This window comes from Streptomyces corynorhini, assembly GCF_003346515.1.
Lineage (GTDB): Bacteria > Actinomycetota > Actinomycetes > Streptomycetales > Streptomycetaceae > Streptomyces > Streptomyces corynorhini.
This window is the reverse complement of record NZ_QQNA01000140.1, coordinates 24613-50613: the sequence shown is the minus strand read 5'-3', so window position 1 is coordinate 50613 and position 26001 is coordinate 24613. Positions and strand designations below refer to the sequence as shown.

Here is a 26001-nt window from a genome sequence, read left to right as displayed (position 1 = left end):
CCGGTATGACCTCCTCCGTGCCCACGTTGAGCCGTATCCGGGTCGGGTCGGCCCCCGACTCCTGGGGTGTGTGGTTTCCCGACGATCCCCAGCAGGTCCCCTGGCACCGCTTCCTCGACGAGGTCGCCGCGGCCGGGTACGAGTGGATCGAGCTGGGGCCCTACGGCTATCTCCCCTCCGATCCCGGGCGGCTGGGCGAGGAGACCGCCCGGCGCGGGCTCAAGGTCTCCGCCGGGACGGTCTTCACCGGGCTGCACCACGGCCCCGCCGTCTGGGAGAAGACCTGGGACCATGTCGCGGACATCGCCGCGCTCACCCGGGCGATGGGCGCGGAGCATCTGGTGGTGATCCCGTCCTTCTGGCGGGACGACAAGAGCGGCGAGGTCCTGGAGGACCGCACGCTCACCGCCGGTCAGTGGCGTGACCTGACGGCCCAGACCGAGCGCCTCGGCCGCGAGGTACGGGACCGGTACGGGCTGAGCGTCGTCGTCCACCCGCATGCCGACACCCATATCGACAGCGAGGAGAACGTCAGCCGTTTCCTCGACGCGACCGATCCCGAGCTGGTCTCGCTCTGTCTGGACACCGGGCACTACGCGTACTGCGGCGGCGACAGCGTCAAGCTGATCGAGACGTACGGTGAGCGGATCGGCTACCTCCATCTCAAGCAGGTGGACCCGGAGATCCTGGCGGGTGTCGTGGCGAACGGGGTGCCGTTCGGACCGGCCGTCGGCCGTGGCGTGATGTGCGAGCCGCCGTCCGGCGTTCCCGCGCTGGAGCCGGTCCTGGCGGCGGCGCAGCGGCTCGGCGTGGATCTGTTCGCCATCGTCGAGCAGGACATGTACCCGTGCCCGCCCGACAAGCCGCTGCCCATCGCCACCCGCACCCGCCGCTTCCTGCGCGGCTGCGGCGCGTAGGCCCGCAGAGCGGCCCCCGCGCCGGCCGACGTCGTCAGCGCCCCCTGGCCCTGCCCCTGTCCTCCGTCGTCAGACCCGCGCCCGGTCCCGGTCGGGGTCCGCGTCCCGGTCGGAGTCCACGTTCCGGTCGGAGTCCGCGTCCCGGTCCGGTTCGCCGACCGGAGGGTCCCGGGGCGCTTCGGGCGCGGGCGCCGGGCCGCCGCTCTCGCTCAGGCCGAACCGGTCGTGGAAGCGGCGCAGCGGCCCCGGCGCCCACCAGGTCGCCTTCCCTGTCAGCTTCATGACGGAGGGGACCAGCAGACTGCGCACCACCATCGCGTCCATGAGGACCGCCAGGGCGAGGCCGAGGCCCAGCATCTTGGTGTTGGTCACCCGTGAGGTGCCTATCGCCACCATGACGACGGCGAGGATGACCGCCGCGGCCGTGATCAGTCCGCCGGTCCGGCTGACGCCGAAGACCACCGCGCCTTCCTGGTCACCGCTCCGGTCGTACTCCTCCTTGATCCGGGAGAGCAGGAAGACCCCGTAGTCCATGGAGAGCCCGAAGGCGACACAGAACATCACGACCGGCACGGTCGTCTCTATGTCTCCGGTGGACGTGAATCCGAGCGGTCCGGAGAGATGGCCCTCCTGGAAGACCCACACCATGGCGCCGAACATGGCCGTGAGGCTCAGCGCGTTGAGGACGACCGCCTGGATCGGTATCAGCACGCTGCCGGTGAGCAGGAAGACCAGCACGAGGGTGACCACCACGATGATGCCCAGCGCCCACGGCAGCCGGTCGGCGATGGCTCGCTGGGAGTCGACCAGCATGGCGGCGGTGCCCGTGACCGAGGTGTCGAAGGGCGCGGGCTCCGCGCGGATGTCCTTGACGAGCTGCTGGGTGTCCTGGCTGACCGCCTCCCCCTTCGGCAGCACCGTGAAATATCCGTGCGCGCCGGAGGTGACGGGCCCGTCGACGCGCAGTACGTCGGGCAGGGCCGCTATCCGGGTGCGGTAGTCGGCGTATTGGGCAGCGGTGGCCGAGCCCTCCGTGAACACTTCGAGTCCGCCGCCGGGGTTGCCGGGGAAGCCGTCCCTGATCTCTTCCTGAACCATCCGGGAGTTGGCGCTCGCGGGAAGCTGCCGGTAGTCGGCGGTGCCGAATTCGGCCCCGAGGAAGGGCAGTCCCAGCAGGACGAGGACGGCGGTCGTACCGAGGGCGAAGAACGGCGCCCTGCGCATCACGAGCTTCGCCACACGCCCCCAGCCGGCTCCTTCCTCGGCGGCGGCCCGCTCCGTCGACTCCGCCGTACGCCGGCCCCGGCGCAGCAGCCGCCGCAGGTCCAGGGCGTTGACCCGGTGGCCCAGCAGCATCAGTGCGGCCGGCAGCAGAATCAGCGCGGCGGCCGCGGCCAGCAGGACCACGGCTATCCCCGCGTAGGCGAAGGAGCGCAGGAAGTACTGGGGGAAGACCATCATGGCGGCCAGGGAGACCGCCACGGTCAGCGCCGAGAACAGCACCGTGCGGCCGGCGGTGCGCAGTGTGATCCCCAGGGCGTCCCGCACCTCCGCGCCCCCGGCCAGCTCCTCGCGGAATCTGCGCACGATGAACAGGGCGTAGTCGATGGCCAGTCCGAGCCCGAGGGCCGTGGTGAGGTTCTGCGCGAAGATCGAGACATCGGTGATCTCGGTGAGCCCGCGCAGCACCGCGTTCGTCCCCAGGATGGCGACGATGCCGACGCCCAGGGGCAGCAGGGCGGCGATCGCGCTGCCGAAGACCATCACCAGCAGTACCAGCGTGACCGGGAGGGCGATCATCTCGGCCCGCAGGAGGTCCTCCTGGATGGTCTCCTGCATCTCGTGCTGGACGGCGATGGGCCCGCCGACCGCGACCTTCAGGACTCCCTGCGTTCCGCGGTAGTCGGGGGCTATCCGGTCCAGGACCGCCGCCGCGCTCTTCTCGTCCCCCTGGATCCTCGCCGCGATCAGTGCCTCCCGCCCGTCCTCGGCGCGCAGCGCGGGAGCCTTGGTCTGCCAGTAGGACCCGACTCCGGTGATCCCCTTCTCCGCCGCGAGCCGCTCGGTGAGCCGCCCCGCCGCCGCGGCCACGGCGGGGTCGTCGACACCGCGGCTTCCGCTGTCGACCAGGAGCAGCAGATTGGGCTGGGAGGCGGGGAACTCGCGTTCCAGCGCCTTGGTCGCGTAGGTCGACTCGGCGTCCGGGGCCGCCCAGCCACCGCTGCCCATACGATCGGCGACGCCGCTTCCCGCGAACACGGCGAGTGCCGTGATGACCAGGGTGAGCAGCAGGGACAACCTCGGGCGCGCGGTGACGAACCGGGTCCAGCCCCCCAGACGCGATCCCGTGTTGACTTCGGACATCGTGCGGTGTCCCCTTCACCGTGACCCGTTGCACGGGTCGGCCATTGTCATAGAATTGAAAACACGAGCGACCGCTCGCATAACTAGAATGCGAGCGACCCCTCGTGTTTGTCAACCGATCCAGGAAAGCCGGGGACCGACATGCCGGAGGAGAAGAGCGGCGGCGGCACATCGACGGTCAGACCACGCCGCCGCCAGGCACGCGGCGAGCGCCGGATCGCCCAACTCCTGGAAGCCGCCGCCCGCGTCTTCTGCACCTCCGGCTACACGGCGGCGAGCACCAGCTCCATCGCCCGGGAGGCGGGCGTCTCCCCCGGCACCCTCTACCAGTTCTTCCCGAACAAGGAGGCCATCGCCATCGAGTTGGGCGACCACCTCCTGGCCCGCTGGCACACCACCTACGGCGAAGCGCTCACACAGGCCCATCTCGAACTGCCCCTGGCCGAGCTGCTGGACGCCGTCCTCGACCCGCTGATCCAGTTCAACTTCGAGAACCCGGCCTTCGGCGTCCTGATGCAGTGCACCGACGTCCCCGGCAAGGTCACGCTGGAGCACGAGAACCTCCACACCTCCGCGCTCGCCCGGGTCGAGGAGATCCTCCGCGGCCGCCTTCCCGACGCGGAGGAGGCCGACATCAAGCGGATCGTGCGGATGACCTTCTCCATCTTCAAGGGCGGCCTGGACCTGACCCTCGCCGCCGCACCCGAGGAGCGGGACACGTACAGCGCCGAGCTGAAGACCGTCCTCCACCGCTACCTCGACCCGATCATCGGATCCGCCTGAGGCCGGGGCATGGACTCCCAGGATTCACTCCATACCCCCTAGGGGTACAGTCGAGGATGCGCCGGCGGAATGCGCCCCACGCACCCCCGGCGAACCATGGAAAGCGCGTCGATCGCGCCAAATCCCCGACAAGGAGAACGCCATGACCGCCGAGACGAAGAGCCAGTCCACCGAGGCCACCGACTCCCGCCCCTCCACGCCCGACGGCACGGAGGGGATCACCACCGTCTACCAGGTCACCGGCATGACGTGCGGACACTGCGAAACCGCCGTCACCAGCGAGATCTCCGGCATCGAGGGCGTCACCTCCGTCCGGGCGTCGGCCGCGACCGGCGACGTGACCGTCACCTCCCGGTCCCCCCTGGACGAGACGGCCGTACGCGCCGCCGTCGACGAGGCGGGATACGAGCTGGCGAGCCAATCTTGATTCGACCAGGCAATCCCAGGCCCAACCCGGCCCAGCCCTGCGTTTGCCTGGTTACCACCCCACCCCACCTTCGTTCCTCCACATGACCCACAAGTCCTTCACAAAGAGATCTAGATCACATAGATTGTGGGGTAACCATTAGGCCATCTCGCGTGTCTAAGAGGACGATGCCGGAAGAACGTCTTGGGGGACGTTCGACGGGATCGCTGGGGATGTCTTGGGGGACATCCCAGGCAAGCGATTGGCCGGGGCACGTGCACGGGGAGCTTTGAGCGGCCCTCCCGTACGTACCCCGGTCCGACCGCGAGTAGCCGTTCTGGTTACGGCAGACGCCCGGCCCGGATCCCGTGGGGGGAATCCGCTCCGGGGATATGGAAAGCGCCCCGCTCGCCGACCCGTGGGGGGATCGGTGGGCGGGGCGCTTTTCGCCTTCGTCGCTCCGGACTCCGGCGTCAGCGGCCTTCGACCGGAACGAAGTCGCGCAGGACCTCGCCGGTGTAGATCTGGCGCGGGCGGCCGATACGGGAGCCGGGCTCCTTGATCATCTCGTGCCACTGGGCGATCCAGCCGGGCAGCCGGCCGAGCGCGAACAGCACGGTGAACATCTCGGTCGGGAAGCCCATGGCCCGGTAGATCAGACCGGTGTAGAAGTCCACGTTCGGGTAGAGCTTGCGCTCGACGAAGTAGTCGTCGGCCAGCGCGTGCTCCTCGAGCTTGAGCGCGATGTCGAGCAGCTCGTCGGACTTGCCGAGCGCCGAGAGGACATCGTGCGCCGCCGCCTTGATGATCTTCGCCCGGGGGTCGAAGTTCTTGTAGACGCGGTGCCCGAAGCCCATGAGCTTCACGCCGTCTTCCTTGTTCTTCACCTTGCGGATGAAGGTGTCGACATCGCCGCCGGACGCCTGGATGCCTTCCAGCATCTCCAGCACCGACTGGTTGGCGCCACCGTGCAGCGGGCCCCACAGGGCGCTGATGCCGGCGGAGATCGAGGCGAACATGTTCGCCTGCGACGAGCCGACCAGCCGCACGGTGGAGGTCGAACAGTTCTGCTCGTGGTCCGCGTGCAGGATGAGCAGCTTGTCGAGCGCGGAGACCACGACGGGGTCCGGCTCGTACTCCTGCGCGGGGACCGAGAAGGTCATGCGCAGGAAGTTCTCGACGTACCCGAGGTCGTTGCGCGGGTAGACGAAGGGGTGACCGATCGACTTCTTGTACGCGAACGCCGCGATGGTCGGCAGCTTGGCGAGCAGCCGGATCGTGGAGAGATGACGCTGCTTCTCGTCGAACGGGTTGTGGCTGTCCTGGTAGAACGTCGAGAGCGCGCTGACCACGGAGGACAGCATCGCCATCGGGTGGGCGTCGCGCGGGAAGCCGTCGTAGAACCGCTTGACGTCCTCGTGCAGCAGCGTGTGCTGGGTGATCTCGTTCTTGAAGGTGGCCAGTTCGTCGACCGTCGGCAGCTCGCCGTTGATCAGCAGATACGCCACCTCGACGAAGCTGGAGGACTCCGCCAGCTGCTCGATCGGATAACCGCGGTAGCGCAGGATGCCCTGTTCGCCGTCGAGATAGGTGATCGCGGACTTGTAGGCGGCGGTATTGCCGTAGCCGCTGTCCAGAGTCACCAGACCGGTCTGAGAACGGAGCTTCCCGATGTCGAAGCCCGTATCGCCGACGGTGCTGTCGATCACCGGATAGGTGTACTCGCCGTCGCCGTACCGCAGTACTACCGCGTTGTCGCGTTTCTCGCTCACGTCATCCCTCACCGACGTAGTGCCTCTTCTTCGAGGTGCCCTGACTGTCTCTACCATCCCCCATTTGGCTCAGGAGAGTGCACTCGGGGTCGGCCATTAGGCCTTTTGGCGGCACTCAGTGCCGCCAACCAGCTCATCCTGCCCCGTTCGCCCCAGTTGTGGGAAGTCACGGTGCCGAAAGTCCCCTGAGCCTGTGGTCGAGCGCGGTGCAGCGCCTACCCGCCGAAACGGTACGTACCGCCTGCCCTATGGCCTTTCTGGAGCCGACCAGGACAACGAGCTTCTTGGCGCGGGTCACCGCCGTGTAGAGCAGATTGCGCTGGAGCATCATCCAGGCACCGGTGGTGACCGGGATGACCACGGCCGGGTACTCACTGCCCTGGGAGCGGTGAATGGTCACGGCGTACGCGTGCGCCAACTCGTCCAGCTCGTCGAAGTCGTACGGCACCTCCTCGTCCTCGTCCGTCAGCACCGTCAGCCGCTGGTCGTCGGCGTTGAGCGCGGTGACGACGCCGACCGTGCCGTTGAAGACGCCGTTCTCCCCTTTCTCATAGTTGTTACGGATCTGGGTCACTTTGTCACCGATGCGGAAGACCCTGCCGCCCAGGCGCTTCTCGGGGAGGTCGGGCCTGCCCGGAGTGATGGCCTGCTGGAGCAGCCCGTTGAGCGTGCCCGCACCGGCCGGGCCCCGGTGCATCGGCGCCAGGACCTGGACGTCGCGGCGCGGGTCCAGCCCGAACTTGGCGGGAATCCGCCGCGCCGCGACATCGACCGTGACCCGCCCGGCGTCCTCCGTCTCGTCCTCCACGAACAGGAAGAAGTCCGGGAGTCCCTCGGTGAGGGGCTGGACCCCGGAGTTGATGCGGTGCGCGTTGGTCACCACCCCGGACTGCTGTGCCTGCCGGAAGATCCGGGTGAGTCTGACCCTGGGCACCGGACCGCCCTCGGCGAGCAGATCGCGCAGCACCTCGCCCGCCCCGACCGAGGGAAGCTGGTCCACGTCCCCGACGAGCAGCAGATGCGCGCCCGGCGCCACCGCCTTGATCAGCTTGTTGGCCAGCAGCAGATCCAGCATCGACGCCTCGTCGACCACCACCAGGTCGGCGTCCAGCGGGCGGTCCCTGTCGTACGCGGCGTCTCCGCCCGGCCGCAGCTCCAGCAGCCGGTGGACGGTGGACGCCTCCGCTCCGGTCAGCTCGGCCAACCGCTTGGCCGCCCGCCCGGTGGGAGCCGCCAGGACGACCTTGGCCTTCTTGGCCCGCGCCAGCTCGACGATCGAACGGACCGTGAAGGACTTCCCGCAGCCGGGTCCGCCGGTCAGCACGGCGACCTTCTCGGTGAGCGCGAGCCGGACCGCCTCCTGCTGCTCGGGGGCCAGCTCGGCCCCCGTACGCCCCGCCAGCCAGCTCAGCGCCTTGTCCCAGGCCACGTCCCGGAAGGCCGGCATCCGGTCCTCGCCGGTGCGCAGCAGCCGCAGCACCTGGGCGGAGAGGGACAGCTCGGCCCGGTGGAACGGAACCAGGTAGACGGCCGTGACCTGCTCCACCCCGTCCGGCCCTGGAACCCTCTCCTTGACGACCCCCTCGTCCTCGGCCGCCAGCTCGGCGAGGCACTCGATGACCAGGCCCATGTCCACCTGGAGCAGCTTGACCGCGTCCGAGATGAGCTGCTCCTCGGGCAGGTAGCAGTGTCCCTGGTCGGTGGATTGCGACAGCGCGTACTGAAGGCCCGCCTTGACCCGCTCCGGACTGTCGTGCGGAATGCCGACGGCCTGGGCGATCCGGTCGGCGGTGAGGAATCCGATGCCCCAGACGTCGGCCGCCAGCCGGTACGGCTCGCCCTTGACCACGGAGATCGAGCCGTCCCCGTACTTCTTGTAGATGCGCACCGCGATGGAGGTGGAGACACCGACCCCCTGAAGGAAGATCATCACTTCCTTGATGGCCTTCTGCTCTTCCCAGGCGGCCCCGATCATCTTGGTCCGCTTGGGGCCGAGACCGGGCACCTCCACGAGCCGCTTCGGCTCGTTCTCGATGATGTCGAGGGTGTCGACGCCGAAGTGTGTGGTGATCCGGTCGGCCATCACCGGGCCGATCCCCTTGATGAGACCCGAGCCGAGGTAGCGGCGGATGCCCTGGATCGTGGCGGGCAGGACCGTGGTGTAGTTCTCCACCGTGAACTGCTTGCCGTACTGGGGATGCGATGCCCAACGCCCCTCCATGCGCAGCGACTCGCCGGGCTGGGCGCCGAGCAGGGAGCCGACCACGGTGAGGAGATCCCCGCCACGGCCGGTGTCGACCCGGGCGACCGTGTACCCGTTCTCCTCGTTGGCATAGGTGATGCGCTCGAGGACCGCTTCGAGCACCGCCATCGCTGGATTGGACATGCTCAGACGCTACCGCCCGGCTCCGACATCGCGGCGGGCCTGTGGACAACTCCCCCACCGCACGCGCACGCGGCGCCGCTCGCGCACTGATCGGGGCCCGGTCCACCGGACCGGGCCCCGCACGCTCCCCCCTCCAACAGAGCCTTCCAATCCCCCCGGATTCATCCCCCGAAAGCCCTGTTGACGTATACGACTCACGTCACCCCGGAAGGGTTGCACGGTTCCGCAGAGTTATTTCCCCGGTCCGCCGCGAGGGCTCGCGCGGACGGCCGACGCCATCAGTGCCTGTTTTCGATCCTTGGCGAGCTTTTGGCCAGCTCAGAATTCGAACGAGGCTAGGAGGATCGGTCGATCATGTGGAGGCATCCACGCTCGCCGAGCAGGTAGCTGGAGAGATCGCAGACTCGGTGGCGAGGCCGATCAGCTCATCCAGCCGGTCGTGCGCCCTGGTCAGGTCGTCGATCTGGGTCCGGATGCGGTCGCGTTCGTCCTTGAGTCGCTGTGTCATCCGTGGGGTCGCGACGAGGGTGTCCAGGAAGGGCAGGACCTGCAAGATCGCTTTGCTGCTCAGCCCGGCCGAGTAGAGAAGCTGGATGAACTTCACCCGCTCAACGGCGGACTCGGGATACTGCCGGTGGCCGCTGGGGCTGCGGTCGGCGATGACGAGCCGCTGCTCTTCGTAGTACCGCAGCGCACGGACGCTGACCCCAGCGCCTTCGGCCACTTTTCCGATACGCATGGCACCTCCCGGGCGGAACGGACTTGATCCTCACGTTGACGTGAGGTTTTAGCGTACGTCCTATGAACATTTACGGAGCCACTGCGCTCGTCAGCGGAGCCAACCGCGGCATCGGCCGTCATCTCGCTGCCCAGCTCGTCGAACGGGGCGCGAAGGTCTACGCGACCGCCCGTCGACCCGAGTCGATCGACCTCGACGGTGTCGAGGTCCTCGCCCTGGACATCTCCGACCCCCTCGCCGTCGCGGCGGCAGCCCGCGCGGCGGGCGACGTCAACCTGCTCGTCAACAACGCCGGAATCGGCGGAGGCACCCTGCTCGGTGACCTGGACGCTGTCCGTGCTGCACTGGACGTCAACTTCTGGGGCACGCTGTCCATGGCCCGCGCCTTCGCGCCGGTCCTCGCGGCGAACGGCGGGGGCGCGATGGTGAACATCGCCTCGTCGGCGTCCTGGTTCGTCTTCCCCGGCAGCAGCGCCTACGCGGTCTCGAAGGCCGCCGTCTGGAGCATGAGCAACGCCCTGCGCCAGGAACTGGCCGGGCAGGGCACGAGCGTCACTTCGGTGCACCTCGGAGCGGCGGACACCGACATGATGAAGGGCTACGACGTACCCAAGATGGACCCGGCCGATGTCGCCCGTATCACCCTCGACGGTGTCGAGGCCGATGCGTTCGAGGTTGTCGTCGACGACTTCACCGCGATGGTCAAGGCGTCGCTGGGCAAGGATCCTCGCGACTTCGACAAGCAGTTCCAGCAGTTCCTGGACTCCTGACCACAGCCAGGAACCCCGGACGGAGGAGTTTCGGTGGCGGGGCCGGGGGCTGCGGCTGTCGGGTCAGCCCCGTTGCCGCCTGTTGCGCAGACGTAGTCGCGGTGGTGGTGCGAGAATCGGGCGGGCGGAGACCCGTGTGGGGTCTGGGTGGGGCTGCTGACCGTCAGTGCCAAGAGGATCAGTCGCGTTGGGCTTCGCGGGAGGCCGGCTGTCCGCTCCTGCGGGAGCTTCTGCGGGTGATGCGCCTGGTCATGAGAGTGATCGCGGCCCAGGCGATCAGCGATTCCGAGTGCTGGATGAGCCGTTCGTAGTCGCGGGCGTGCCGGCGGGCGTGCATGACCCAGGCGTGTGAGCGTTCGACGACCCAGCGCCGGGGCAGGACGACGAAGCCGGGGGTGTTCTTCGGACGGCTGACGGTCTTGATCGTCAGGTTCAGGTATGTCTTCGCCCAGGTCACGAGCTGTCCAGCGTAGGCGGAGTCGGCCCAGACGATGGTGATCTCGGGGTGCATCAGCCGCAGCCGGAACAGCACTTCCTTCGCCGCGTTGCGGTCGGTCATGTCGGCCGGGGTGACCATGACGAACAGCGGCAGGCCCTTGGTGTCCACGACCAGGTGCCGCTTGCGGCCGTTGATCTTCTTGCCCGCGTCGTAGCCGCGGGAGTCCTTGCCGACGGTCTCGGCGGCCTTGACCGACTGGGAGTCGATGACGGTGGCCACCGCCCCGGGCGCCCGGCCCATCTCACGGCGGATCCGCTTGCGGAGCTGGTCACGGATCTGTCCGACGACGCCGCAGGCTGCCCAGCGGGCCATGAACCCGTAACACGTGCGCCAGGGCGGGAAGTCCTTGGGCAGGGCCCGCCACTTGCATCCGGTATCGACCACGTAGCGGATCGCGTCCACGATTTCTCGGCGGGGGTGCTTCTCCGGACGGCCGCCGGCCGGAGTCTCGCAGGCCGGGACCGGCAGCAGTGGTTCGATCAGCGCCCACTCGTCGTCCCAGGTGTCCGAGGGGTAGCAGCGCCTGCGCGGCAACATTCCCTCCCTCAAAGACTCGGTGGGTCCGGCCGCGAAGCGGCCGGACCCACCGATCAGGCGTCGGCGTCGGTGTAGTCAGCGATGACGTCGAGCGTGGACTCGACCGAGTTGAGCTGGGTGTTGAGATGTTTGATCCACCGGCCTTTGGGCTGGAGGACGGCGTGCGGGGCGACGGTTCCGGTGATGAACCGGCGGATCTCGGTGAGCTTGCCCCGGATGATCGCGACCTCGTATACCTGGAGTTCGGCGGGGTCGGCGCAGAACTTGTAGCCGTGCTTCAGGGTCCAGATCAGGGGAGGCCAGCCGCGTTCGGTGATGATGTCCCGCAGGCAGGCAAGCCCCGCGCGGGTCTGGTGGGGTGAGAGTTCGCTGGATCTGACCAGTTGGGGAAAGGTCAGACCGGCCGGCCTGGCTTCGAAGAGCACGAACCGGACGGTGTCGGCATGCCGCTGGGCCGCTGGCGACCTGCGCTCGGAGGCACGGGGCATCGGCTATTCACCCTGCAGGAGCTTGGCCAGTTCGCCGTCGACGTCGACCTTGCCGGTGTCCACGGCCGTCTCGATCCAGTCCAGCGTCGCCCTCACGCGGGCGACGTTCTCGTGCACGATCACGCGTTCGTCGTCGCCGAGCTGGCGGTCGCGCATCCCGGGAACGACCCGGCCGGCCGCCGCGACGAACGCGTGGCAGGCGGTGACCAGGTCCAAGAACTCCACCGACCGGTCGATGTTGCGGATCGCGGGAGCGACCGGACTGGTCTCCTCGAAGTGCTCACGGGCCTGCCGGCCCTGGTCAACCTGGGCCCGGTTGACCTGGTGGCGGGCGGTGTCGTCCGACATGGCCTTGAAGGCGACGTCCGGCCTGCGCAGCAGGCCGGTGGTTACCTCGGCCGCGACGTGTTCGTCGCGGGTCAGCTCCTCGACGACCTTCACCTTGTCCGCCTTGGCGACCCGGGCGACGACCGCGGGGCGCCGCAGGAAGTCCGGGGCGACCGCGGCCGCGACCTGGTCCTCGCGGGTCAGTTCCTCCACGACCCGGACCTTGTCCTCGTCCCTGACCTGCGCGACAACCTCCGGCCGTCGCAGCAGGTCGCCGGTGACACGTCCCGCGACCTCGTCGTCCTTGGCGAGTGAGTGGATCGCGCTGACCTTCTCCTGCGGAGTGACGGGCTTGACGACCTGGCGTCCGACACGCCGGTTGGCCTCGTCCGGCGTCCAACGAGACTTACCCTCAGGCGGGTTGAGGATGGTGGTGAACCGTTCCTCGTCGTCGGCGATGGCCGCGAGGATGTTGTGGACCGTGAACGACACCGCGGCGACCCGCCGGTCCTTCGGCCACTTCGACGCGGTCCACCGGGCCTTGTCCACCATCGCGTAGGACAGCCCGATGTCCTCGGCCAGGCGGAACAGCGAGTCCTTGACCCTGAACAGCGAGTCGCTTCGCTCCTGGCCGCCGGCCTCGCGCATCGGCTCGACTTCGAGTGCGTAGTCGCCGATCGTGAACTGGATCCGGCTGGCAGTCTCCACGAGTTTCCGCAGCTCGGCCACGATCTCCGCGTACCGGTTCGCACTGACGCTGCCGACCTTGTCGGCGATCTCGACCTCTTCGGTCATGGGCTTCTCACCCTCAACTACAGGCCGCGGCATGGCACTTGGGGCCGTGTCAAGACGCAGCCCGCCTCTCGACCAAGAGTCAGACCGGAAATCCTAAGATCACAACGATCGACCGGAAGTGACCGGAATCTGATCGAAGATGCGATTCGGGCGCGTTCGCGTTGCGGTCACTGTGACCGTTCGCCGAACGATTCCTTTCGGGCCCGCCAGGCCCTCGTGACGCATCGCCGCGAGCAGTAGACCGCGTTCGAACGGCGGTCCACACCCGCGACCCAAGTAGTCCCGCACTCGGGACACTCGGCCCGGCCGGCGCCATCCAGTTCCGCAGCCACCCGCTTACGCAACCGCAGGTCGCGACGCCAGTGTCTGGCACGACATGCCGTAGAGCAGAACCTCGCCCGAGGCGGAGCGCTCGGCCTCAGTCGACTCCCACACCCCTCACACGCACGCTCCACAGCCTGCCCGGCATCCTCGGACACCCAGCCAGCCTAGGGCACAAAGCTACTCAAAACCTGGGATCGAAAACAGGCACTCAGCGCGGGCAACAGCACGGGGGAGATCCGCGCAGGACGAAGCAACCGGCGAGCGGCCGGAACGGGGCGGTCCGCGCGGCGTTGACCAGCACGCGGACGGTACGGCGGGCCGCGCCCCGAGGCGCCGCCGGGCGTCCGGGCCGGCCGGGACGCTACAGCGCGTGGGCGAGATACCGCCGGGTGACCTCCGTGAGCAGTTCGACGCCGTCCCTCGCCCAGAGTTCGTCGTTGAACAGCTCCACCTCGATGGCTCCCGTGTAGCCCGCCGCGTCCACCCGTTCGCGCCAGGCGCGCATGTCGATCGCGCCGTCGCCGATCTGGCCCCGGCCGTTCAGCACGCCGGCCGGAAGGGGAGTGATCCAGTCGGCCAGCTGGAAGGTGAAGATCCGTTCCGCGGCGCGCGCGACGGCGGCGGGAGCCCGGTCGTCCCACCAGATGTGGTACGTGTCCACGGCCACCCCGACCTGGTCGGCGGGGAAGCGTTCCGCCAGGTCGAGCGCCTGGTCGAGGGTGGAGACCACGCAACGGTCGGACGCGAACATGGGGTGCAGGGGCTCGATCGCCAGCCTGACGCCCTGCCGTGCCCCGTACGGCGCCAGTTCGGCCAGCGCGTCCGCGATGCGCTCCCGGGCGCCGCGCAGGTCCTTGTCGCCGTCGGGAAGGCCGCCGGAGACCAGCACGAGGGTGTCGGTGCCGAGCGCCGCGGCCTCGTCGATCGCGCCGCGGTTGTCGTCGAGCGCCTCCTTACGGAGGACGGGATCGACGGCGGTCAGGAATCCGCCCCTGCACAGCGTGGTGACCGCGAGGCCCGCGTCGCGTACGAGCCGCGCCGCGGCCTCGACCCCGTACGCCTGAACGGGTTCGCGCCACAGCCCGACACCCGGTACACCCAGGCGTACACAGGTCTCGGTCAGCTCGGGCAGCGACAGCTGCTTGACGGTCATCTGGTTGATGCTGAAGCGCGTCAGGCCGTCGGCCGTACCGGTCACTGCTCGACTCCGTACACGGTGAGGAGGGACGTCATCCGGGTCGCGGCCAGCGCCGGATCGGGGAACAGCCCCAGGCCGTCGGCCAGTTCGTACGCCCGCGCCAGATGCGGCAGTGAGCGGGCGGACTGGAGGCCGCCGACCATGGTGAAGTGGTCCTGGTGCCCGGCCAGCCAGGCCAGGAACACCACACCCGTCTTGTAGAAACGCGTGGGCGTCTTGAAGAGGTGCCGCGACAGCTCGACGGTGGGGTCGAGGAGTGCGCGGAATCCCGCCGTGTCGCCCGTGTCCAGGACCCGTACGGCTTCCGCCGCCAGCGGCCCCAGCGGGTCGAAGATCCCGAGCAGCGCGTGGCTGAAGCCCTGGTCGTCGCCCGCGATCAGCTCGGGGTAGTTGAAGTCGTCGCCGGTGTAGCAGCGCACGCCCTTCGGCAGCCGACGGCGCAGCGCGACCTCGCGGTCCGCGTCGAGCAGCGAGATCTTGATGCCGTCGACCTTGTCGGGGTGCTCGGAGATGACCTGGAGGAACGTCTCGGTGGCCGCGTCGAGATCGGCGCTGCCCCAGTAGCCGTCCAGCGCGGGATCGAACATCGGGCCGAGCCAGTGCAGAACCACCGGTTCCGAGGACTGCCGCAGGAGGTGGGCGTAGAGGCCGAGGTAGTCGTCCGGGGACGACGCGGCGGCAGCGAGGGCGCGGGAGGCCATCAGGATGGCCTGTGAGCCGCTCTCCTCCACCAGGGACAGCTGTTCCTCATAGGCGGCGCGGACGTCGGCCAGGGAGTGCGTTCCCGGCCCCAGTTGGTCGGTGCCCACGCCACAGGCGATCCGGCCGCCCACGGCCTTCGCCTCGGCGGCGGAGCGGCGGATCAGCTCGGCGGCGCCCGCCCAGTCCAGGCCCATACCGCGCTGCGCGGTGTCCATGGCCTCCGCGACCCCGAGGCCGTGCGACCACAGGTGTCGGCGAAAGGCGAGGGTGGCGTCCCAGTCGACGGCGGCGGGCGCGTCCGGGCTGCTGTCCGCGTACGGGTCGGCGACCACATGGGCGGCGGAGAAGACCGTACGGGAGGAGAGCGAAGTGCCGGCGGCGGTGAACCGGGCCGGTTCCGCGCGTGGGTTGTACGCGCGCGTGCCGCCACCGGGCGAGGGCAGCCGGAGGGCGCTCACAGCGTCAGCTCCGGTACGTCGAAGCGGCGGCCCTCGGCCGAGGAGCGCAGCCCCAGCTCGGCCAGCTGGACGCCGCGCGCGCCCGCGAGAAGGTCCCACTGATACGGCTCGTCGAGCACGACGTGGCGCAGGAACAGCTCCCACTGCGCCTTGAAGCCGTTGTCGAACTCGGTGTTGTCCGGCACTTCCTGCCACTGGTCGCGGAAGGACTCGGTGACGGGCAGATCCGGGTTCCAGACCGGCTTGGGCGTGGCACTGCGGTGCTGGACACGGCAGTTGCGCAGCCCGGCGACCGCGGACCCGTGCACGCCGTCGACCTGGAACTCGACCAGTTCGTCGCGGTTGACGCGGACGGCCCAGGAGGAGTTGATCTGCGCGACGGCGCCACCGTCGAGTTCGAAGATCCCGTACGCCGCGTCGTCCGCCGTCGCCGCGTAGGGCTTGCCCTGCTCGTCCCAGCGCCGCGGGATGTGGGTGGTGATGTGCGCCTGGACGCTCAGGACCCGCCCGAACAGCTCGTGCAGGACGTACTCCCAGTGCGGGAACATGTCGACGGCGATGCCGCCGCCGTCCTCGGAACGGTAGTTCCAGGAGGGGCGCTGCGCGTCCTGCCAGTCGCCTTCGAAGACCCAGTAGCCGAACTCTCCCCGTACGGAGAGGATCTCACCGAAGAATCCGCCGTCGATGAGGCGCTTGAGCTTGAGCAGGCCCGGCAGGAAGATCTTGTCCTGTACGACGCCGTGCTTGATCCCGGCGGTGCGGGCCAGTCGGGCCAGTTGGAGGGCGCCTTCGAGATCCGTCGCGGTCGGCTTCTCGGTGTAGATGTGCTTTCCGGCGTCGATCGCCTTCTTGAGTGCCTCGACTCGGGCCGAGGTGACCTGCGCGTCGAAGTAGACGTCGATCGTGTCGTCCGCCAGGACGGCGTCGAGGTCGGTGGACCATTCGGTCAGGCCGTGGCGCTCTGCGATCTCCTTGAGGGCGTGGTCACGGCGGCCGACGAGGACGGGTTCGGGCCAGAGCACCTCGCCGCCGCCGAGATCCACTCCGCCCTGTTCGCGGATCGCGAGAACGGAACGGAGCAGATGCTGCCGGTATCCCATCCGACCCGTGACGCCGTTCATGGCGATCCGCACTGTCCTGCGTGTCACGAAATTCCCTCCATACAGCCGTAGCAAGCGCTTTCTATCCGGTAAGAAGCTAGCCTGCGACAGCGGCCCGGACAAGTGCCCCGCCGCGATCTCTCCCTCGATCCCACCCGTAGCCCCTCGGAACCACCTCGGAGGAAAGCGATGACGGTCACGCTGGCGGATGTGGCGGCCCGCGCCCGGGTCTCACCGGCCACGGTCTCCCGCGTGCTGAACGGAAACTATCCGGTCGCCGCCACCACCCGTGAGCGCGTCCTGCGGGCCGTGGACGAGCTGGACTACGTACTGAACGGGCCCGCCAGCTCGCTCGCCGCCGCCACCTCCGACCTGGTGGGCGTTCTCGTCAACGACATCGCCGACCCGTTCTTCGGGATCATGGCCGGGGCGGCGCAGGCCGAGATCGGCGGGCAGGAGGGGACCGGACGGGCGGGCGGCGAGAAGCTCGCCGTCGTCTGCAACACGGGCGGGTCACCCGAACGGGAACTGACGTATCTGACCCTGCTCCAGCGCCAGCGGGCGGCGGCCGTGATCCTGACGGGCGGGGCGCTCGAAGACCCTCGGCACATCGCCGCGATGACGACGAAGCTGGCGAAACTCGCCGACGCCGGTACCCGGGTGGTGCTGTGCGGGCGTCCGCCGCTGCCGGGGAGCGAGGCGATCGTGGCGGCGCTGGCCTTCGACAACCGGGGCGGCGGACAGCGGCTGACGGAGCATCTGCTCGCGCTGGGGCACCGGACGATCGGCTACGTGGCCGGCCCGGCGGAGCGGACGACGACCCGGCACCGGCTGGAGGGACACCGCGCGGCGCTGCGGGCGGCGGGACGGGACGACGGGGCGGGCACGGACGGGCGGGAGTCGCTCACGGTGCACGGTCCTTACAGCCGCCGCTCCGGGTACGAGGCGACGCTGGAGCTGCTGCGGCGGGCGCCGGACCTGACGGCCGTGGTCGCCGCCAACGACACGGTGGCGCTGGGGGCGTGCGCGGCGGTGCGCGACAAGGGGTTGCGCATCCCGGAGGACATCTCGGTGGCCGGCTTCGACGACCTGCCGTTCTCGGTGGACGCGACGCCGGCGCTGACGACCGTGCGGCTGCCGCTGCACGAGGCTGGAGGACGGGCGGGACGGCTGGCGATGGGCATGGAGACCCCGCCGCCGGGCGGGATCGCGACCATCGCGGCGGAGCTGATGGCGCGGGCGTCCACGGCGCCGCCGAGGACGGACTGAGGCAGTCGGGAGCGCGGCGGTCGGCCAGCCGGTCGGTCGGCCAGTCGGCCGGTCAGTCGGTCAGTCGGACCGATGGTTCCGGGGTGTCGGGGGCGGAGGGCCAGGGCGCGGGCACGTGGGATTTGGCGAGTTGACGCCAAGGGGCACAGCACCCCTTGCCGGACGCCGCCGGAACGCCGTAGCGTTGACTCAGTCAAAGAAAAACGGGAGAAGGCTGGCGGGGATCATGGCCGTTCAGGAAGTTCGCGCGTTCAACCGCTTCTATACGAATCTCATCGGCGCGCTCGACTACAGCAAGCACCTCTACACGCCGTACACGCTCACCGAGTCGCGCGTGCTGTACGAGCTGGCCCACGCCACGCGCACGGACGCCGCGGACCTGCGCGCCGAGCTGTCGCTCGACGCCGGATACCTGAGCCGACTGCTGACCAAGTTCGAGCGGGACGGCCTGGTCGGACGTGCGCCGTCCGAGCAGGACGCGCGGCGCCAGCGGATCACCCTGACGCGACAGGGCCGCGAGGCCGCGGCCCTGCTCGACGAGCGGTCGCGGGATGCGGTCGGCTCGCTGCTCGACCGGGTCGAACCGGCCCGGCGGCCCCAGCTCACGGACGCGATGCGCACCGTGCGCGACATCCTCCAAGACACCCCGGCCTCGATACCCGGGCGCGGCGAACCACTGCTGAGGGACCCGGTGCCGGGCGAGCTGGGCTGGATAGTGCAGCGGCACGGCGCGGTGTACGCGGCGGAGTACGGCTGGAACACGGAGTTCGAGGGGCTCGTCGCCCGTATCGTCGCGGACTTCGCCCAGCACCACGACCCTCAGGTGGAGCGGGCCTGGATCGCCGAGCTGGACGGCAGACCGGTGGGGTCGGTGATGTGTGTACGGGACGATGCCACGAACGCCACCGCGGAGGCGAACGTGGACACGGGCACGGACACCGGCAGGGGCACGAGTAGGGGCACGGGCACGGGCGCCGACGCCTCGGGGATACGGGACGAGACGCCCGGCACCGCGCGGCTGCGGCTGCTGCTGGTCGAGCCCGGGGCCCGGGGGCACGGCCTCGGGCAGCGGCTGATCGGGACGGTGGTGGATTTCGCCCGGCAGGCCGGGTACCGGGAGGTGACGTTGTGGACCAATGACGTCCTGACCACAGCCCGCGCCCTCTACGAGCGCGCCGGATTCACACTCGTCTCCGAGCGACCTCATCACTCCTACGGCGCCGAACTGATAGGCCAGGACTGGACGCTCCCCCTCCGGGAGCCGGCCGTACCCCAGGAAGGGACAGCACCATGAAGTTCGCCTTCTCCACTCTCGGAGTACCGGGCCAGCCCATATCCGAGGTGGTCGCGCTCGCCACCGCGAACGGCTTCCAGGGCGTGGAGCTGCGCGCCCATCCGGAGGAGCCCGTGCACCGGGGCCTGGGGCGGCGGGACCGGGCGGCGGTGGTCGAGGAGTTCAAGCGGGCCGATGTCGAGATCCTGGGGATAGCCGGGTACCCACGAGTGGCGAGCGCGACGGTGGACGAGGAACAACTGCGCCAGGAGATGGACGACTTGCTGTCGTTGGCGCGGGATCTGGGCGCACCGTACCTGCGGGTCTTCCCGGGCGGTGGCGAGCAGTCGGCGGCGGAGGCCGACGCGACGGCCGCGCGACGGCTGGCCGCAGCGGCGGAGACGGCGGCTGACTCCGGTGTACGGATCCTTCTGGAGACGCACGACTCCCACCGCACGGGCGCGGACGCGGCCCGCGTGGTGGGGCTGGTCGGACACCAGTGGGTGGGGGCCCTCTGGGATGTGATGCACACCTGGCTGGGCGGTGAGGATCCGGTCACCACCCATTCCGTACTCGCTCCGCATCTGGGCTATGTCCAGGTCAAGGACATCGCCTCGGCGCAGGACACCACGCCGCTGGCCCTGGGTGCCGGAGTGCTGCCGCTGGGCAAGTGCCTCGCCCTGCTCGACGAGGACAGCTGGGTCTGCTGGGAGTACGAGAAGCGCTGGTATCCGCAGGCGGAGGAGCTACCGGGGCTGCTGGCGGCCGGCCGGGTCCACTTGGAGGGGCTGGCCGGCGGGCACGGCTGAGCAGCCGAGCAGCGGGGCGACCAGGCAGGGGAGGCAGAAGGAGCGGCACGGCGGCGGGTCCGGGGCGGACGGCCGGGCCAGGAGGGGCCATCACGGCCTACCCGCGGTCGACGCTTCCGCCGCGCCGCCGCCCCGGGGGGGGCGACTCTCGCTGGCGCCTCCTGGCCGGGCCAGGAGGGGCCATCACGGCCTACCCGCGGTCGACGCCTCGGCCGCGCCACCGCCCCGGGGGTCCGCTCTCGCTGGCGCCTCCCTTCCGCCCTCGCCCAGCGTCTGCAGCGGAAGGGCCCAGGAGGATCACCGGGTCAGCTCGCCGTCCGGACCGCGCGAGGCGGAGGCGACGGGTGCGGGCACGTCGAGTGCCGGAGCCGATCCACGGCGGGCCGATCCATGGCGGGCGGCTCCGCGCGGGCCGCTCCGTGGGAGGGAGGTGAGCGCCACGCCTCCCACCAGCAGCGCCGCCGCGCACCAGCGCGCCGGGCTGATCGATTCGTCCAACAGCAGGGCGGCGGAGGTCATCCCGGAGACCGGCACGAGGAGGGAGAAGGGCGCCACGGAGGAGGCCGGGTAGCGGCGCAGCAGGAAGCCCCAGACGCCGAAGCCGAAGACGGTCGTGACCCACGCGACGTACAAGATGACAGCGGCGCCGCCGGTATCCAGCTCGCGCAGCGCGGCCAGGTCGGCAGCCGGTCCCTCGAAGAGCAGCGAGAGAGCGAGCAGCGGCAGTACGGGGACGGTCGACACCCACACCATGAAGTTCAGGGCGTCCGGCGGGGCAGCCTTGCGGGTGAGCACGTTGGAGACGCCCCAGCACGCCGCGGCGGCGATGACCAGGGCGAAGGCGAGCAACGGCCCGGAGGTCCCTTCGTCCACCGCCGCGACGGCGATGCCCGCCAGCGCGACGCCCATGCCGAGCAGCCGCACCCGGCCGGGCCGCTCGCCGAGGGCGAGCGCGGCGATCAGCGCGGTGAAGACCGCCTGGATCTGGAGGACGAGCGACGACAGACCGGCCGGCATGCCCCGGTCCATACCGACGAAGAGCAGCCCGAACTTCGCGACACCGAGCGTGAGACCGACCCCCATCACCCACTTCCAGGCGACCTTCGGTCGCCCCACGAAGAAAACGGCGGGCAGCGCCGCCACCAGGAACCGCAGCGCCGAGAAGAGGAGCGGCGGAAAGTGTCCGAGGCCGATCTCGATGACGACGAAGTTGACGCCCCACAGGGCGGCGACAAGAACGGCGAGAGCGATATGTGTCGTGCGCATACGGAGATCGTCACCGAGCCAAACCATTTAGCACCAGCGCGAATAACTTCATGGTTGAATTCAGCATTGCTTACGAGTGCGGGAGGTCGCCCTACGCTGCCCACGACGCCTCCCCGTCCCCGCACCCGCCCCCGCGACCTCGCGCCCGCCCTCACCTGAACCCGCGCCTCTCGCACCCGCCGTCGCACCCGCAGGACCACGATCACAGCCACAGCCACACCCACGACCACGACCGCGCTCACGACCGCGACCCCAGGGGGAACCCATGCTCGATCTCGCCCGGCTGCGCGCCCTGCACGCGGTCTCCGTCCACGGTTCCGTCGCGGCGGCCGCCGCCTTCCTCGGCTACACCCCCTCAGCCGTCTCCCAGCAGATCACCAAGCTGGAACGGGAGACGCGCACCGTCCTGCTGGAGCGGCGCGGCCGGGGCGTGGCGCTCACCGAGGAGGCGCACCATCTCGCGGCCACAGCGGAGGAGTTGCTCGTCATCGTGGAGCGGGCCGAGACGACGCTGGAGGAGCGCAGAGGGCAGCCGACCGGACAGCTCACCGTCGGGGCCTTCGCCTCCTCGGCCCGCGGGCTGCTCCCGGGCGTGCTGGCCGAACTGGCCGCGCTGCACCCCACGCTCGATGTGCGCCTGCGGGAGATCGATCCGCACCTGTCCATCGACCTGGTGGCGCGCGGCGCGATCGACCTGGCGGTCGCGCACGACTGGGACATCGCCCCGCTGCCCGCCCCCGAAGGCGTGGAGCAGGCGTTCCTGGGCGACGATCTGTGCGACGTGCTGGTCCCGGCCACGCACGCGCTGGCGGCCCGGTCCTCGATCAGCAGGCAGGACCTGGGCGGGCAGCGCTGGATCTGCCAGCCGCCGGGGACGGTCTGCCACGACTGGCTCGTCCGTACGTTGCGCGCGGCCGGCTGGGAGCCGGACCTCGCCCACCAGGCCGAGGAGAACCACACCCAGCTGGCTTTGATCCGGGCGGGGCTGGGGATCGCGATGATGCCGCGCCTGGGCCGGGGGCCGCTCCCCGAGGGGGTGCGCGCCGTCACCCTCGACCCGGTGCCGGTGCGGCGGCTGTACGCGCTGTGGCGTACGGGTGCGGCACGGCGCCCCGCCGTCACCGTGACCGTGGAGACGCTGCGGCGGCACTGGCCGACGGTCTCGGCCGCCCCGGCGCCTTCGTAACCTCTCGACGGCGCCCCTCCCTCCGCGGACCCCGGCCCGGGGCGGCGCGTCCCTTGACTGGCAATTATTTTCCGGATATCCGTAAATCCTGGAAGTTTTCTTCACTTCCCTCGCGCCACATGGCCGGAAGGAGCACCAGTGCACGACCGGACCATCTCCAGACGCGCTCTCCTCACCGCGACCGCCGTAGCGGCGGCCGCCGTCTGCGCCACGGCTCTCCCCGCACATGCCGTGCCCGGCCCCATCCCGTCCCGCCGGTACCCCGACCGGCTCCGGCGGCTCGTCTCCAGGATGAGTCTGGAGGAGAAGGTGGGCCAGCTCTTCGTGATGCGGGTGTACGGACACTCCGCCACCGATCCCGACCGCGCCGACGCCGACGCCAACCTCGCCGAGATCGGGGTGCGCACAGCGGCCGAGTTGATCTCCACCTACCACGTCGGCGGCATCATCTACTTCGCCTGGGCGCACAACACCCGTGACCCGCACCAGATCGCCGCGCTCTCCCGGGGCATCCAGCGCGCGGCCCTCGCCCAGCGCACCCCCGTACCGCTGCTGATCTCCACCGACCAGGAGCACGGCGCCGTCGCCCGGATCGGCAAGCCCGCCACCCTGCTGCCGGGCGCGATGGCGCTCGGCGCGGCCCGCTCGCCCGACGAGGCGCGCGAGTCCGCGCGGATCGCCGGGGCGGAGCTGGCCGCCATGGGCATCAACCAGAACTACGCGCCCGACGCGGACGTCAACGTGAACCCGGCCAACCCCGTCATCGGTGTCCGGTCCTTCGGGGCCGATCCGCAGGCCGTGGCGGGTCTGGTCACCGCGCAGATCAGGGGCTACCGGAGCGCGGGCGTCGCCACCGCGGCCAAGCACTTCCCGGGCCACGGCGACACGACCGACGACAGCCATTACGCGTTGCCGACCATCCACCACACCCGCGAGCAGTGGACCGAGTTGGACGCCCCGCCGTTCCGGGCCGCGATCGCCGCCGGGGCCGCCTCGATCATGACGGCGCACATCGTCGTCCCCGCGCTCGATCCCAGCGAGGACCCGGCGACGCTCTCGCACCCCATCGTCACCGGCGTCCTGCGCGAACAGCTCGGCTACGACGGCGTGGTGATCACGGACGCGCTCGACATGAAGGGCGTCCGGCAGAAGTACGGTGACGACCGGGTGCCCGTCCTCGCTCTCAAGGCCGGTGTCGACCAGTTGCTCAATCCACCGGACCTCCGGCTCGCCCGGGACGCCGTGCTGGCCGCCGTCAGGAGCGGCGAGCTGACCGAGCGGCGGATCGAGGAGTCCGTGCTGCGGATCCTCGCGCTCAAGGACCGGCTGGGTCTGTTCCGCGATCCGTGTCCTCCGCGCGGGAGCGTGGACCGTACGGTCGGCACCCCGGCGCATCTGGCCACCGCCGACCGGATCGCGGAGGCGACCACGACCCTGCTGGTCAACAAGCGGGGGCTGCTGCCGCTCAGCCGGAGCCGGGAGCGGAATCTGCTGGTCGTCGGCGCCGAAGCGGCCTCGCCCTCGGGCACCACCGGCCCGCCGGTCACCGTACTGGCCACCGCCCTGACCGAGTTGGGCTTCACCGTCACCGCGCTGGCCACCGGCACGGCACCGACCGCGGCGCGGATCGACGAGGCGGTGGCGGGCGCGCGCGGCAAGGACGCGGTGGTCGTGGCCACGTACAACGTCACGGCGGCCAGTGCGCAGCGCACGCTGGTGAGCGCGCTGGCCGCGACCGGTGTGCCGGTCGTGACGCTGGCCGTCCGCAATCCCTATGACATCGCCCAGTTGTCCGGGGTCACGGCCTCCCTCGCCGCGTACTCCTGGACAGATGTGGAGGTGCGGGCCGCCGCCCGGGTCATCGCGGGCCGGGCCCGGCCACGGGGTCGGCTTCCCGTGCCGGTGCGGCGCGCGGACGACCCGGCACGGGTGCTGTACCCGATGGGACACGGGTTGACGTACTGACCGCGCTCACGCGCAGAGCACATGACGCTGCCCACCGACCGCTGCCCACCGTCGTCCGTTCCCCACCGGCCCACCCGGCACACCGACCCACCGCCGCACTCGGCCAACGCCCAACGCCCACCGCCCGTCGTCCACCGGCTCACGGCGAGCGGCGGACGACGGGCGGTGGCAGAGCGGGGGCTCACGCGGCGGTCACGGCCGCAGCGTGTTCCGGCGGTCCAGCTTCTGCTTGTCCAGTTCGGCGTCGAACTTCGCCAGCGGCTTCGCCCGCGTCTCGTCCTTCTCCACGGCGGCCGGGGCGACGCCCGCCCACTCCAGGATCCGCGCCGTCGCCTTCGCCCGCTGCTCGGGGACGAGTCCGGCGACATTGGCGCCGTGGTTGGCGCCCGGCGCGACATACACGTAGCTGTCGCGCGCGCCGTGGCCCAGGCGGAACTGCTTGGAGCCCCACGGGTCGTTCTGCCCGTACACGAACAGCATGCGGTTCGCGTGGTGGCGGACCCAGTTGTCGACGTCCGGCATCACGCGCGGGTCGAACTTCATCGGGATCTCTTTGGGCACGAAGCTGCGCGGCGGCTGGTAGCCGTAGCGGCTCAGCTCGGCCAGCTTCGGCTGCTTGATGGTGGGCCAGCCCAGCTGGGTGCCCGCCTGGTAGTAGTACGGCGTGTACGTCGCCAGGCTCTGGTCCGTGGGCGCGGAGAAGCCGGAGATGGCGTCGACGCTGTCGTAGATGACGTCGTCGGACGCGGTGGCCGGCGGGATGCTGTCGCAGTCGTCGAGGCGACCGTACTGCCAGAAGGCCCAGGCGTAGTCGAGCACGACGGCCTCGTACGCCTTGTCGAACGAGCCGATGGTGTCGAAGGTGGCGCCCTCGGCCTCCGCCCACTCCTGGTACTTCTTCTTCAGCGGTACACGGCGGATGAGCGCCTCACGCTGCACGGCGGTGAGCTTGTCGCGGCACTCCTCGGTGCCGACGGTCTCGAAGAAGCGGTCGTACGCCGAGTTGTCGCCGTTCGCGACACCGTTGGGCGCGACGTACGCGACGACGCCGTCCATGTCGCGCGGGTAGAAGCGCTCGTAGTAGGTGGCGGTCATGCCGCCCTTGGAGCCGCCGGTGGCGAGCCAGTTCTCGCTGTAGATCTTCTTCAGCGCGGTGAAGACGCGGTGCTGGTCAGTGGCCGCCTGCCAGATGTCCAGCTTGGACCAGTCGGCGGGCTGGGGGCGGGACGGGGTGAAGAAGCGGTACTCCAGCGATACCTGATTGCCGTCGACGATCCGGGTCGGCTCGCTGCGGCTGGGGCTGGTGGAGACGTTGTAGCCGCTGGTGAAGAAGACCGTGGGGCGGCTGGTGTCCTTGTGCAGCAGCGTGATGCGCTGCTGGAAGGTGCCCTTGGAGGGGCGCCGGTGATCGACCGGCTGGGTGTAGTTGAGAACGAAGTAGCGGTAGCCGTCGTACGGCTTCTCCTGAATCAGACTCATCCCCGGGATCGCGAGGATTCTGTCCTTGATATCAGTGGTGTCGTTGGTGTCGACGGTGTCGGTGGCGGTCTGCTGGTCCGCACTCCGATCGGCGGCGGTGGCCGCACCTGCGGTGGCCACCGTGCCTATCAGCAGCACCAGCGACAGCACCCATCTCAGCGCCTTGCCCATTCACGCTCCCTGTGTTCA

At 69.9% G+C, this 26001-nt stretch carries 20 protein-coding genes and 1 pseudogene; 9 read left to right on the top strand and 12 right to left on the bottom strand.

Annotation, left to right across the window (positions count from 1 at the left end; translation table 11 throughout):
• The first annotated feature begins 5 nt into the window (after nucleotides 1-5).
• Nucleotides 6-917: a sugar phosphate isomerase/epimerase family protein gene (locus DVH02_RS18390; protein WP_114624906.1), complete on the top strand. Its 912-nt coding sequence runs from the start codon at nucleotides 6-8 to the stop codon at nucleotides 915-917.
• A gap of 69 nt (nucleotides 918-986) precedes the next feature.
• Here the strand turns inward: DVH02_RS18390 and DVH02_RS18385 are convergent, their stop codons facing one another.
• Nucleotides 987-3281, bottom strand: coding sequence for an MMPL family transporter (locus tag DVH02_RS18385; protein WP_114624905.1), 2295 nt, complete (start codon nucleotides 3279-3281; stop codon nucleotides 987-989).
• 141 nt (nucleotides 3282-3422) lie between these two features.
• On the opposite strand from DVH02_RS18385, the gene DVH02_RS18380 reads away from it, so the two are divergent.
• The gene (locus DVH02_RS18380; protein ID WP_114624904.1) at nucleotides 3423-4064 is read left to right on the top strand and encodes a TetR/AcrR family transcriptional regulator; all 642 of its coding nucleotides are present in this window, start codon (nucleotides 3423-3425) and stop codon (nucleotides 4062-4064) included.
• Between the two features lie 142 nt (nucleotides 4065-4206).
• Nucleotides 4207-4491, top strand: a complete 285-nt coding sequence (locus DVH02_RS18375; RefSeq protein WP_114624903.1) for a heavy-metal-associated domain-containing protein — start codon at nucleotides 4207-4209, stop codon at nucleotides 4489-4491.
• A 452-nt stretch (nucleotides 4492-4943) separates the two neighbouring features.
• On the opposite strand, the gene DVH02_RS18370 is transcribed toward DVH02_RS18375, so the two are convergent.
• From DVH02_RS18370 to DVH02_RS18360, 3 genes are all read right to left on the bottom strand, one after another.
• Nucleotides 4944-6242: a citrate synthase gene (locus tag DVH02_RS18370; RefSeq protein ID WP_114624902.1), complete on the bottom strand. Its 1299-nt coding sequence runs from the start codon at nucleotides 6240-6242 to the stop codon at nucleotides 4944-4946.
• Nucleotides 6243-6408: 166 nt separating this feature from the next.
• Complete coding sequence (gene recD2, locus DVH02_RS18365; RefSeq protein WP_114624901.1) at nucleotides 6409-8628, bottom strand: SF1B family DNA helicase RecD2; 2220 nt, start codon at nucleotides 8626-8628, stop codon at nucleotides 6409-6411.
• A gap of 352 nt (nucleotides 8629-8980) precedes the next feature.
• The gene (locus DVH02_RS18360) at nucleotides 8981-9367 is read right to left on the bottom strand and encodes a MerR family transcriptional regulator (RefSeq protein WP_114624900.1); all 387 of its coding nucleotides are present in this window, start codon (nucleotides 9365-9367) and stop codon (nucleotides 8981-8983) included.
• A 62-nt stretch (nucleotides 9368-9429) separates the two neighbouring features.
• On the opposite strand from DVH02_RS18360, the gene DVH02_RS18355 reads away from it, so the two are divergent.
• Nucleotides 9430-10137, top strand: a complete 708-nt coding sequence (locus tag DVH02_RS18355; protein WP_114624899.1) for an SDR family oxidoreductase — start codon at nucleotides 9430-9432, stop codon at nucleotides 10135-10137.
• Between the two features lie 221 nt (nucleotides 10138-10358).
• Here DVH02_RS18355 and DVH02_RS18350 read toward each other — a convergent pair.
• The 6 genes and pseudogenes from DVH02_RS18350 to DVH02_RS18320 form a co-directional block, all read right to left on the bottom strand.
• Nucleotides 10359-11173 (bottom strand): annotated as a pseudogene (locus DVH02_RS18350) (IS5 family transposase); the annotation flags it as partial.
• A gap of 53 nt (nucleotides 11174-11226) precedes the next feature.
• The gene (locus DVH02_RS18345; protein WP_114624897.1) at nucleotides 11227-11661 is read right to left on the bottom strand and encodes a RacP protein; all 435 of its coding nucleotides are present in this window, start codon (nucleotides 11659-11661) and stop codon (nucleotides 11227-11229) included.
• A 3-nt stretch (nucleotides 11662-11664) separates the two neighbouring features.
• Nucleotides 11665-12783 carry a DUF6192 family protein gene (locus DVH02_RS18340; RefSeq protein WP_114624896.1) on the bottom strand — a complete coding sequence of 373 codons (1119 nt, stop codon included), beginning with the start codon at nucleotides 12781-12783 and terminating at the stop codon, nucleotides 11665-11667.
• A 685-nt stretch (nucleotides 12784-13468) separates the two neighbouring features.
• Nucleotides 13469-14260: a sugar phosphate isomerase/epimerase family protein gene (locus tag DVH02_RS18330; protein ID WP_114624916.1), complete on the bottom strand. Its 792-nt coding sequence runs from the start codon at nucleotides 14258-14260 to the stop codon at nucleotides 13469-13471.
• A 41-nt stretch (nucleotides 14261-14301) separates the two neighbouring features.
• Entirely contained in the window at nucleotides 14302-15465 is a 1164-nt protein-coding gene (locus tag DVH02_RS18325) for a dihydrodipicolinate synthase family protein (protein ID WP_233518305.1), read from the bottom strand.
• Nucleotides 15462-16613, bottom strand: coding sequence for a Gfo/Idh/MocA family protein (locus DVH02_RS18320; RefSeq protein WP_114624894.1), 1152 nt, complete (start codon nucleotides 16611-16613; stop codon nucleotides 15462-15464). The genes DVH02_RS18325 and DVH02_RS18320 overlap by 4 nt, the downstream gene beginning before the upstream one ends.
• Before the next feature lie 141 nt (nucleotides 16614-16754).
• On the opposite strand from DVH02_RS18320, the gene DVH02_RS18315 reads away from it, so the two are divergent.
• The 3 genes from DVH02_RS18315 to DVH02_RS18305 all read left to right on the top strand — a co-directional run bounded on the left by DVH02_RS18315 (nucleotide 16755) and on the right by DVH02_RS18305 (nucleotide 19916).
• Complete coding sequence (locus tag DVH02_RS18315; protein WP_114624893.1) at nucleotides 16755-17834, top strand: LacI family DNA-binding transcriptional regulator; 1080 nt, start codon at nucleotides 16755-16757, stop codon at nucleotides 17832-17834.
• Between the two features lie 226 nt (nucleotides 17835-18060).
• Nucleotides 18061-19128: a helix-turn-helix domain-containing GNAT family N-acetyltransferase gene (locus DVH02_RS18310; RefSeq protein WP_114624892.1), complete on the top strand. Its 1068-nt coding sequence runs from the start codon at nucleotides 18061-18063 to the stop codon at nucleotides 19126-19128.
• Nucleotides 19125-19916, top strand: a complete 792-nt coding sequence (locus tag DVH02_RS18305) for a sugar phosphate isomerase/epimerase family protein (protein WP_114624891.1) — start codon at nucleotides 19125-19127, stop codon at nucleotides 19914-19916. Before DVH02_RS18310 ends, DVH02_RS18305 begins: the two co-directional genes overlap by 4 nt.
• Before the next feature lie 297 nt (nucleotides 19917-20213).
• Here DVH02_RS18305 and DVH02_RS18300 read toward each other — a convergent pair whose 3' ends face one another.
• Entirely contained in the window at nucleotides 20214-21182 is a 969-nt protein-coding gene (locus DVH02_RS18300; RefSeq protein ID WP_114624890.1) for an EamA family transporter, read from the bottom strand.
• 265 nt (nucleotides 21183-21447) lie between these two features.
• Here DVH02_RS18300 and DVH02_RS18295 point away from each other — a divergent pair, with 265 nt between their 5' ends.
• Together DVH02_RS18295 and DVH02_RS18290 are read left to right on the top strand one after the other, a co-directional pair.
• The gene (locus DVH02_RS18295) at nucleotides 21448-22368 is read left to right on the top strand and encodes a LysR family transcriptional regulator (protein ID WP_114624889.1); all 921 of its coding nucleotides are present in this window, start codon (nucleotides 21448-21450) and stop codon (nucleotides 22366-22368) included.
• A 138-nt stretch (nucleotides 22369-22506) separates the two neighbouring features.
• Complete coding sequence (locus DVH02_RS18290) at nucleotides 22507-24333, top strand: glycoside hydrolase family 3 protein (RefSeq protein ID WP_114624888.1); 1827 nt, start codon at nucleotides 22507-22509, stop codon at nucleotides 24331-24333.
• A 192-nt stretch (nucleotides 24334-24525) separates the two neighbouring features.
• Here the strand turns inward: DVH02_RS18290 and DVH02_RS18285 are convergent, their stop codons facing one another.
• Nucleotides 24526-25983, bottom strand: coding sequence for a S28 family serine protease (locus DVH02_RS18285; RefSeq protein WP_114624887.1), 1458 nt, complete (start codon nucleotides 25981-25983; stop codon nucleotides 24526-24528).
• Nucleotides 25984-26001: the final 18 nt, after the last annotated feature.

Bases quoted from the DNA above. Each gene is read 5' to 3' on its own strand.
- DVH02_RS18390 (WP_114624906.1), top strand. From the start codon at position 6: ATGACCTCCTCCGTGCCCACGTTGAGCCGTATCCGGGTCGGGTCGGCC.
- DVH02_RS18385 (WP_114624905.1), bottom strand. From the start codon at position 3,281: ATGTCCGAAGTCAACACGGGATCGCGTCTGGGGGGCTGGACCCGGTTC.
- DVH02_RS18380 (WP_114624904.1), top strand. From the start codon at position 3,423: ATGCCGGAGGAGAAGAGCGGCGGCGGCACATCGACGGTCAGACCACGC.
- DVH02_RS18375 (WP_114624903.1), top strand. From the start codon at position 4,207: ATGACCGCCGAGACGAAGAGCCAGTCCACCGAGGCCACCGACTCCCGC.
- recD2 (WP_114624901.1), bottom strand. From the start codon at position 8,628: ATGTCCAATCCAGCGATGGCGGTGCTCGAAGCGGTCCTCGAGCGCATC.
- DVH02_RS18360 (WP_114624900.1), bottom strand. From the start codon at position 9,367: ATGCGTATCGGAAAAGTGGCCGAAGGCGCTGGGGTCAGCGTCCGTGCG.
- DVH02_RS18355 (WP_114624899.1), top strand. From the start codon at position 9,430: ATGAACATTTACGGAGCCACTGCGCTCGTCAGCGGAGCCAACCGCGGC.
- DVH02_RS18345 (WP_114624897.1), bottom strand. From the start codon at position 11,661: ATGCCCCGTGCCTCCGAGCGCAGGTCGCCAGCGGCCCAGCGGCATGCC.
- DVH02_RS18340 (WP_114624896.1), bottom strand. From the start codon at position 12,783: ATGACCGAAGAGGTCGAGATCGCCGACAAGGTCGGCAGCGTCAGTGCG.
- DVH02_RS18330 (WP_114624916.1), bottom strand. From the start codon at position 14,260: ATGACCGTCAAGCAGCTGTCGCTGCCCGAGCTGACCGAGACCTGTGTA.
- DVH02_RS18315 (WP_114624893.1), top strand. From the start codon at position 16,755: ATGACGGTCACGCTGGCGGATGTGGCGGCCCGCGCCCGGGTCTCACCG.
- DVH02_RS18310 (WP_114624892.1), top strand. From the start codon at position 18,061: ATGGCCGTTCAGGAAGTTCGCGCGTTCAACCGCTTCTATACGAATCTC.
- DVH02_RS18305 (WP_114624891.1), top strand. From the start codon at position 19,125: ATGAAGTTCGCCTTCTCCACTCTCGGAGTACCGGGCCAGCCCATATCC.
- DVH02_RS18300 (WP_114624890.1), bottom strand. From the start codon at position 21,182: ATGCGCACGACACATATCGCTCTCGCCGTTCTTGTCGCCGCCCTGTGG.
- DVH02_RS18295 (WP_114624889.1), top strand. From the start codon at position 21,448: ATGCTCGATCTCGCCCGGCTGCGCGCCCTGCACGCGGTCTCCGTCCAC.
- DVH02_RS18285 (WP_114624887.1), bottom strand. From the start codon at position 25,983: ATGGGCAAGGCGCTGAGATGGGTGCTGTCGCTGGTGCTGCTGATAGGC.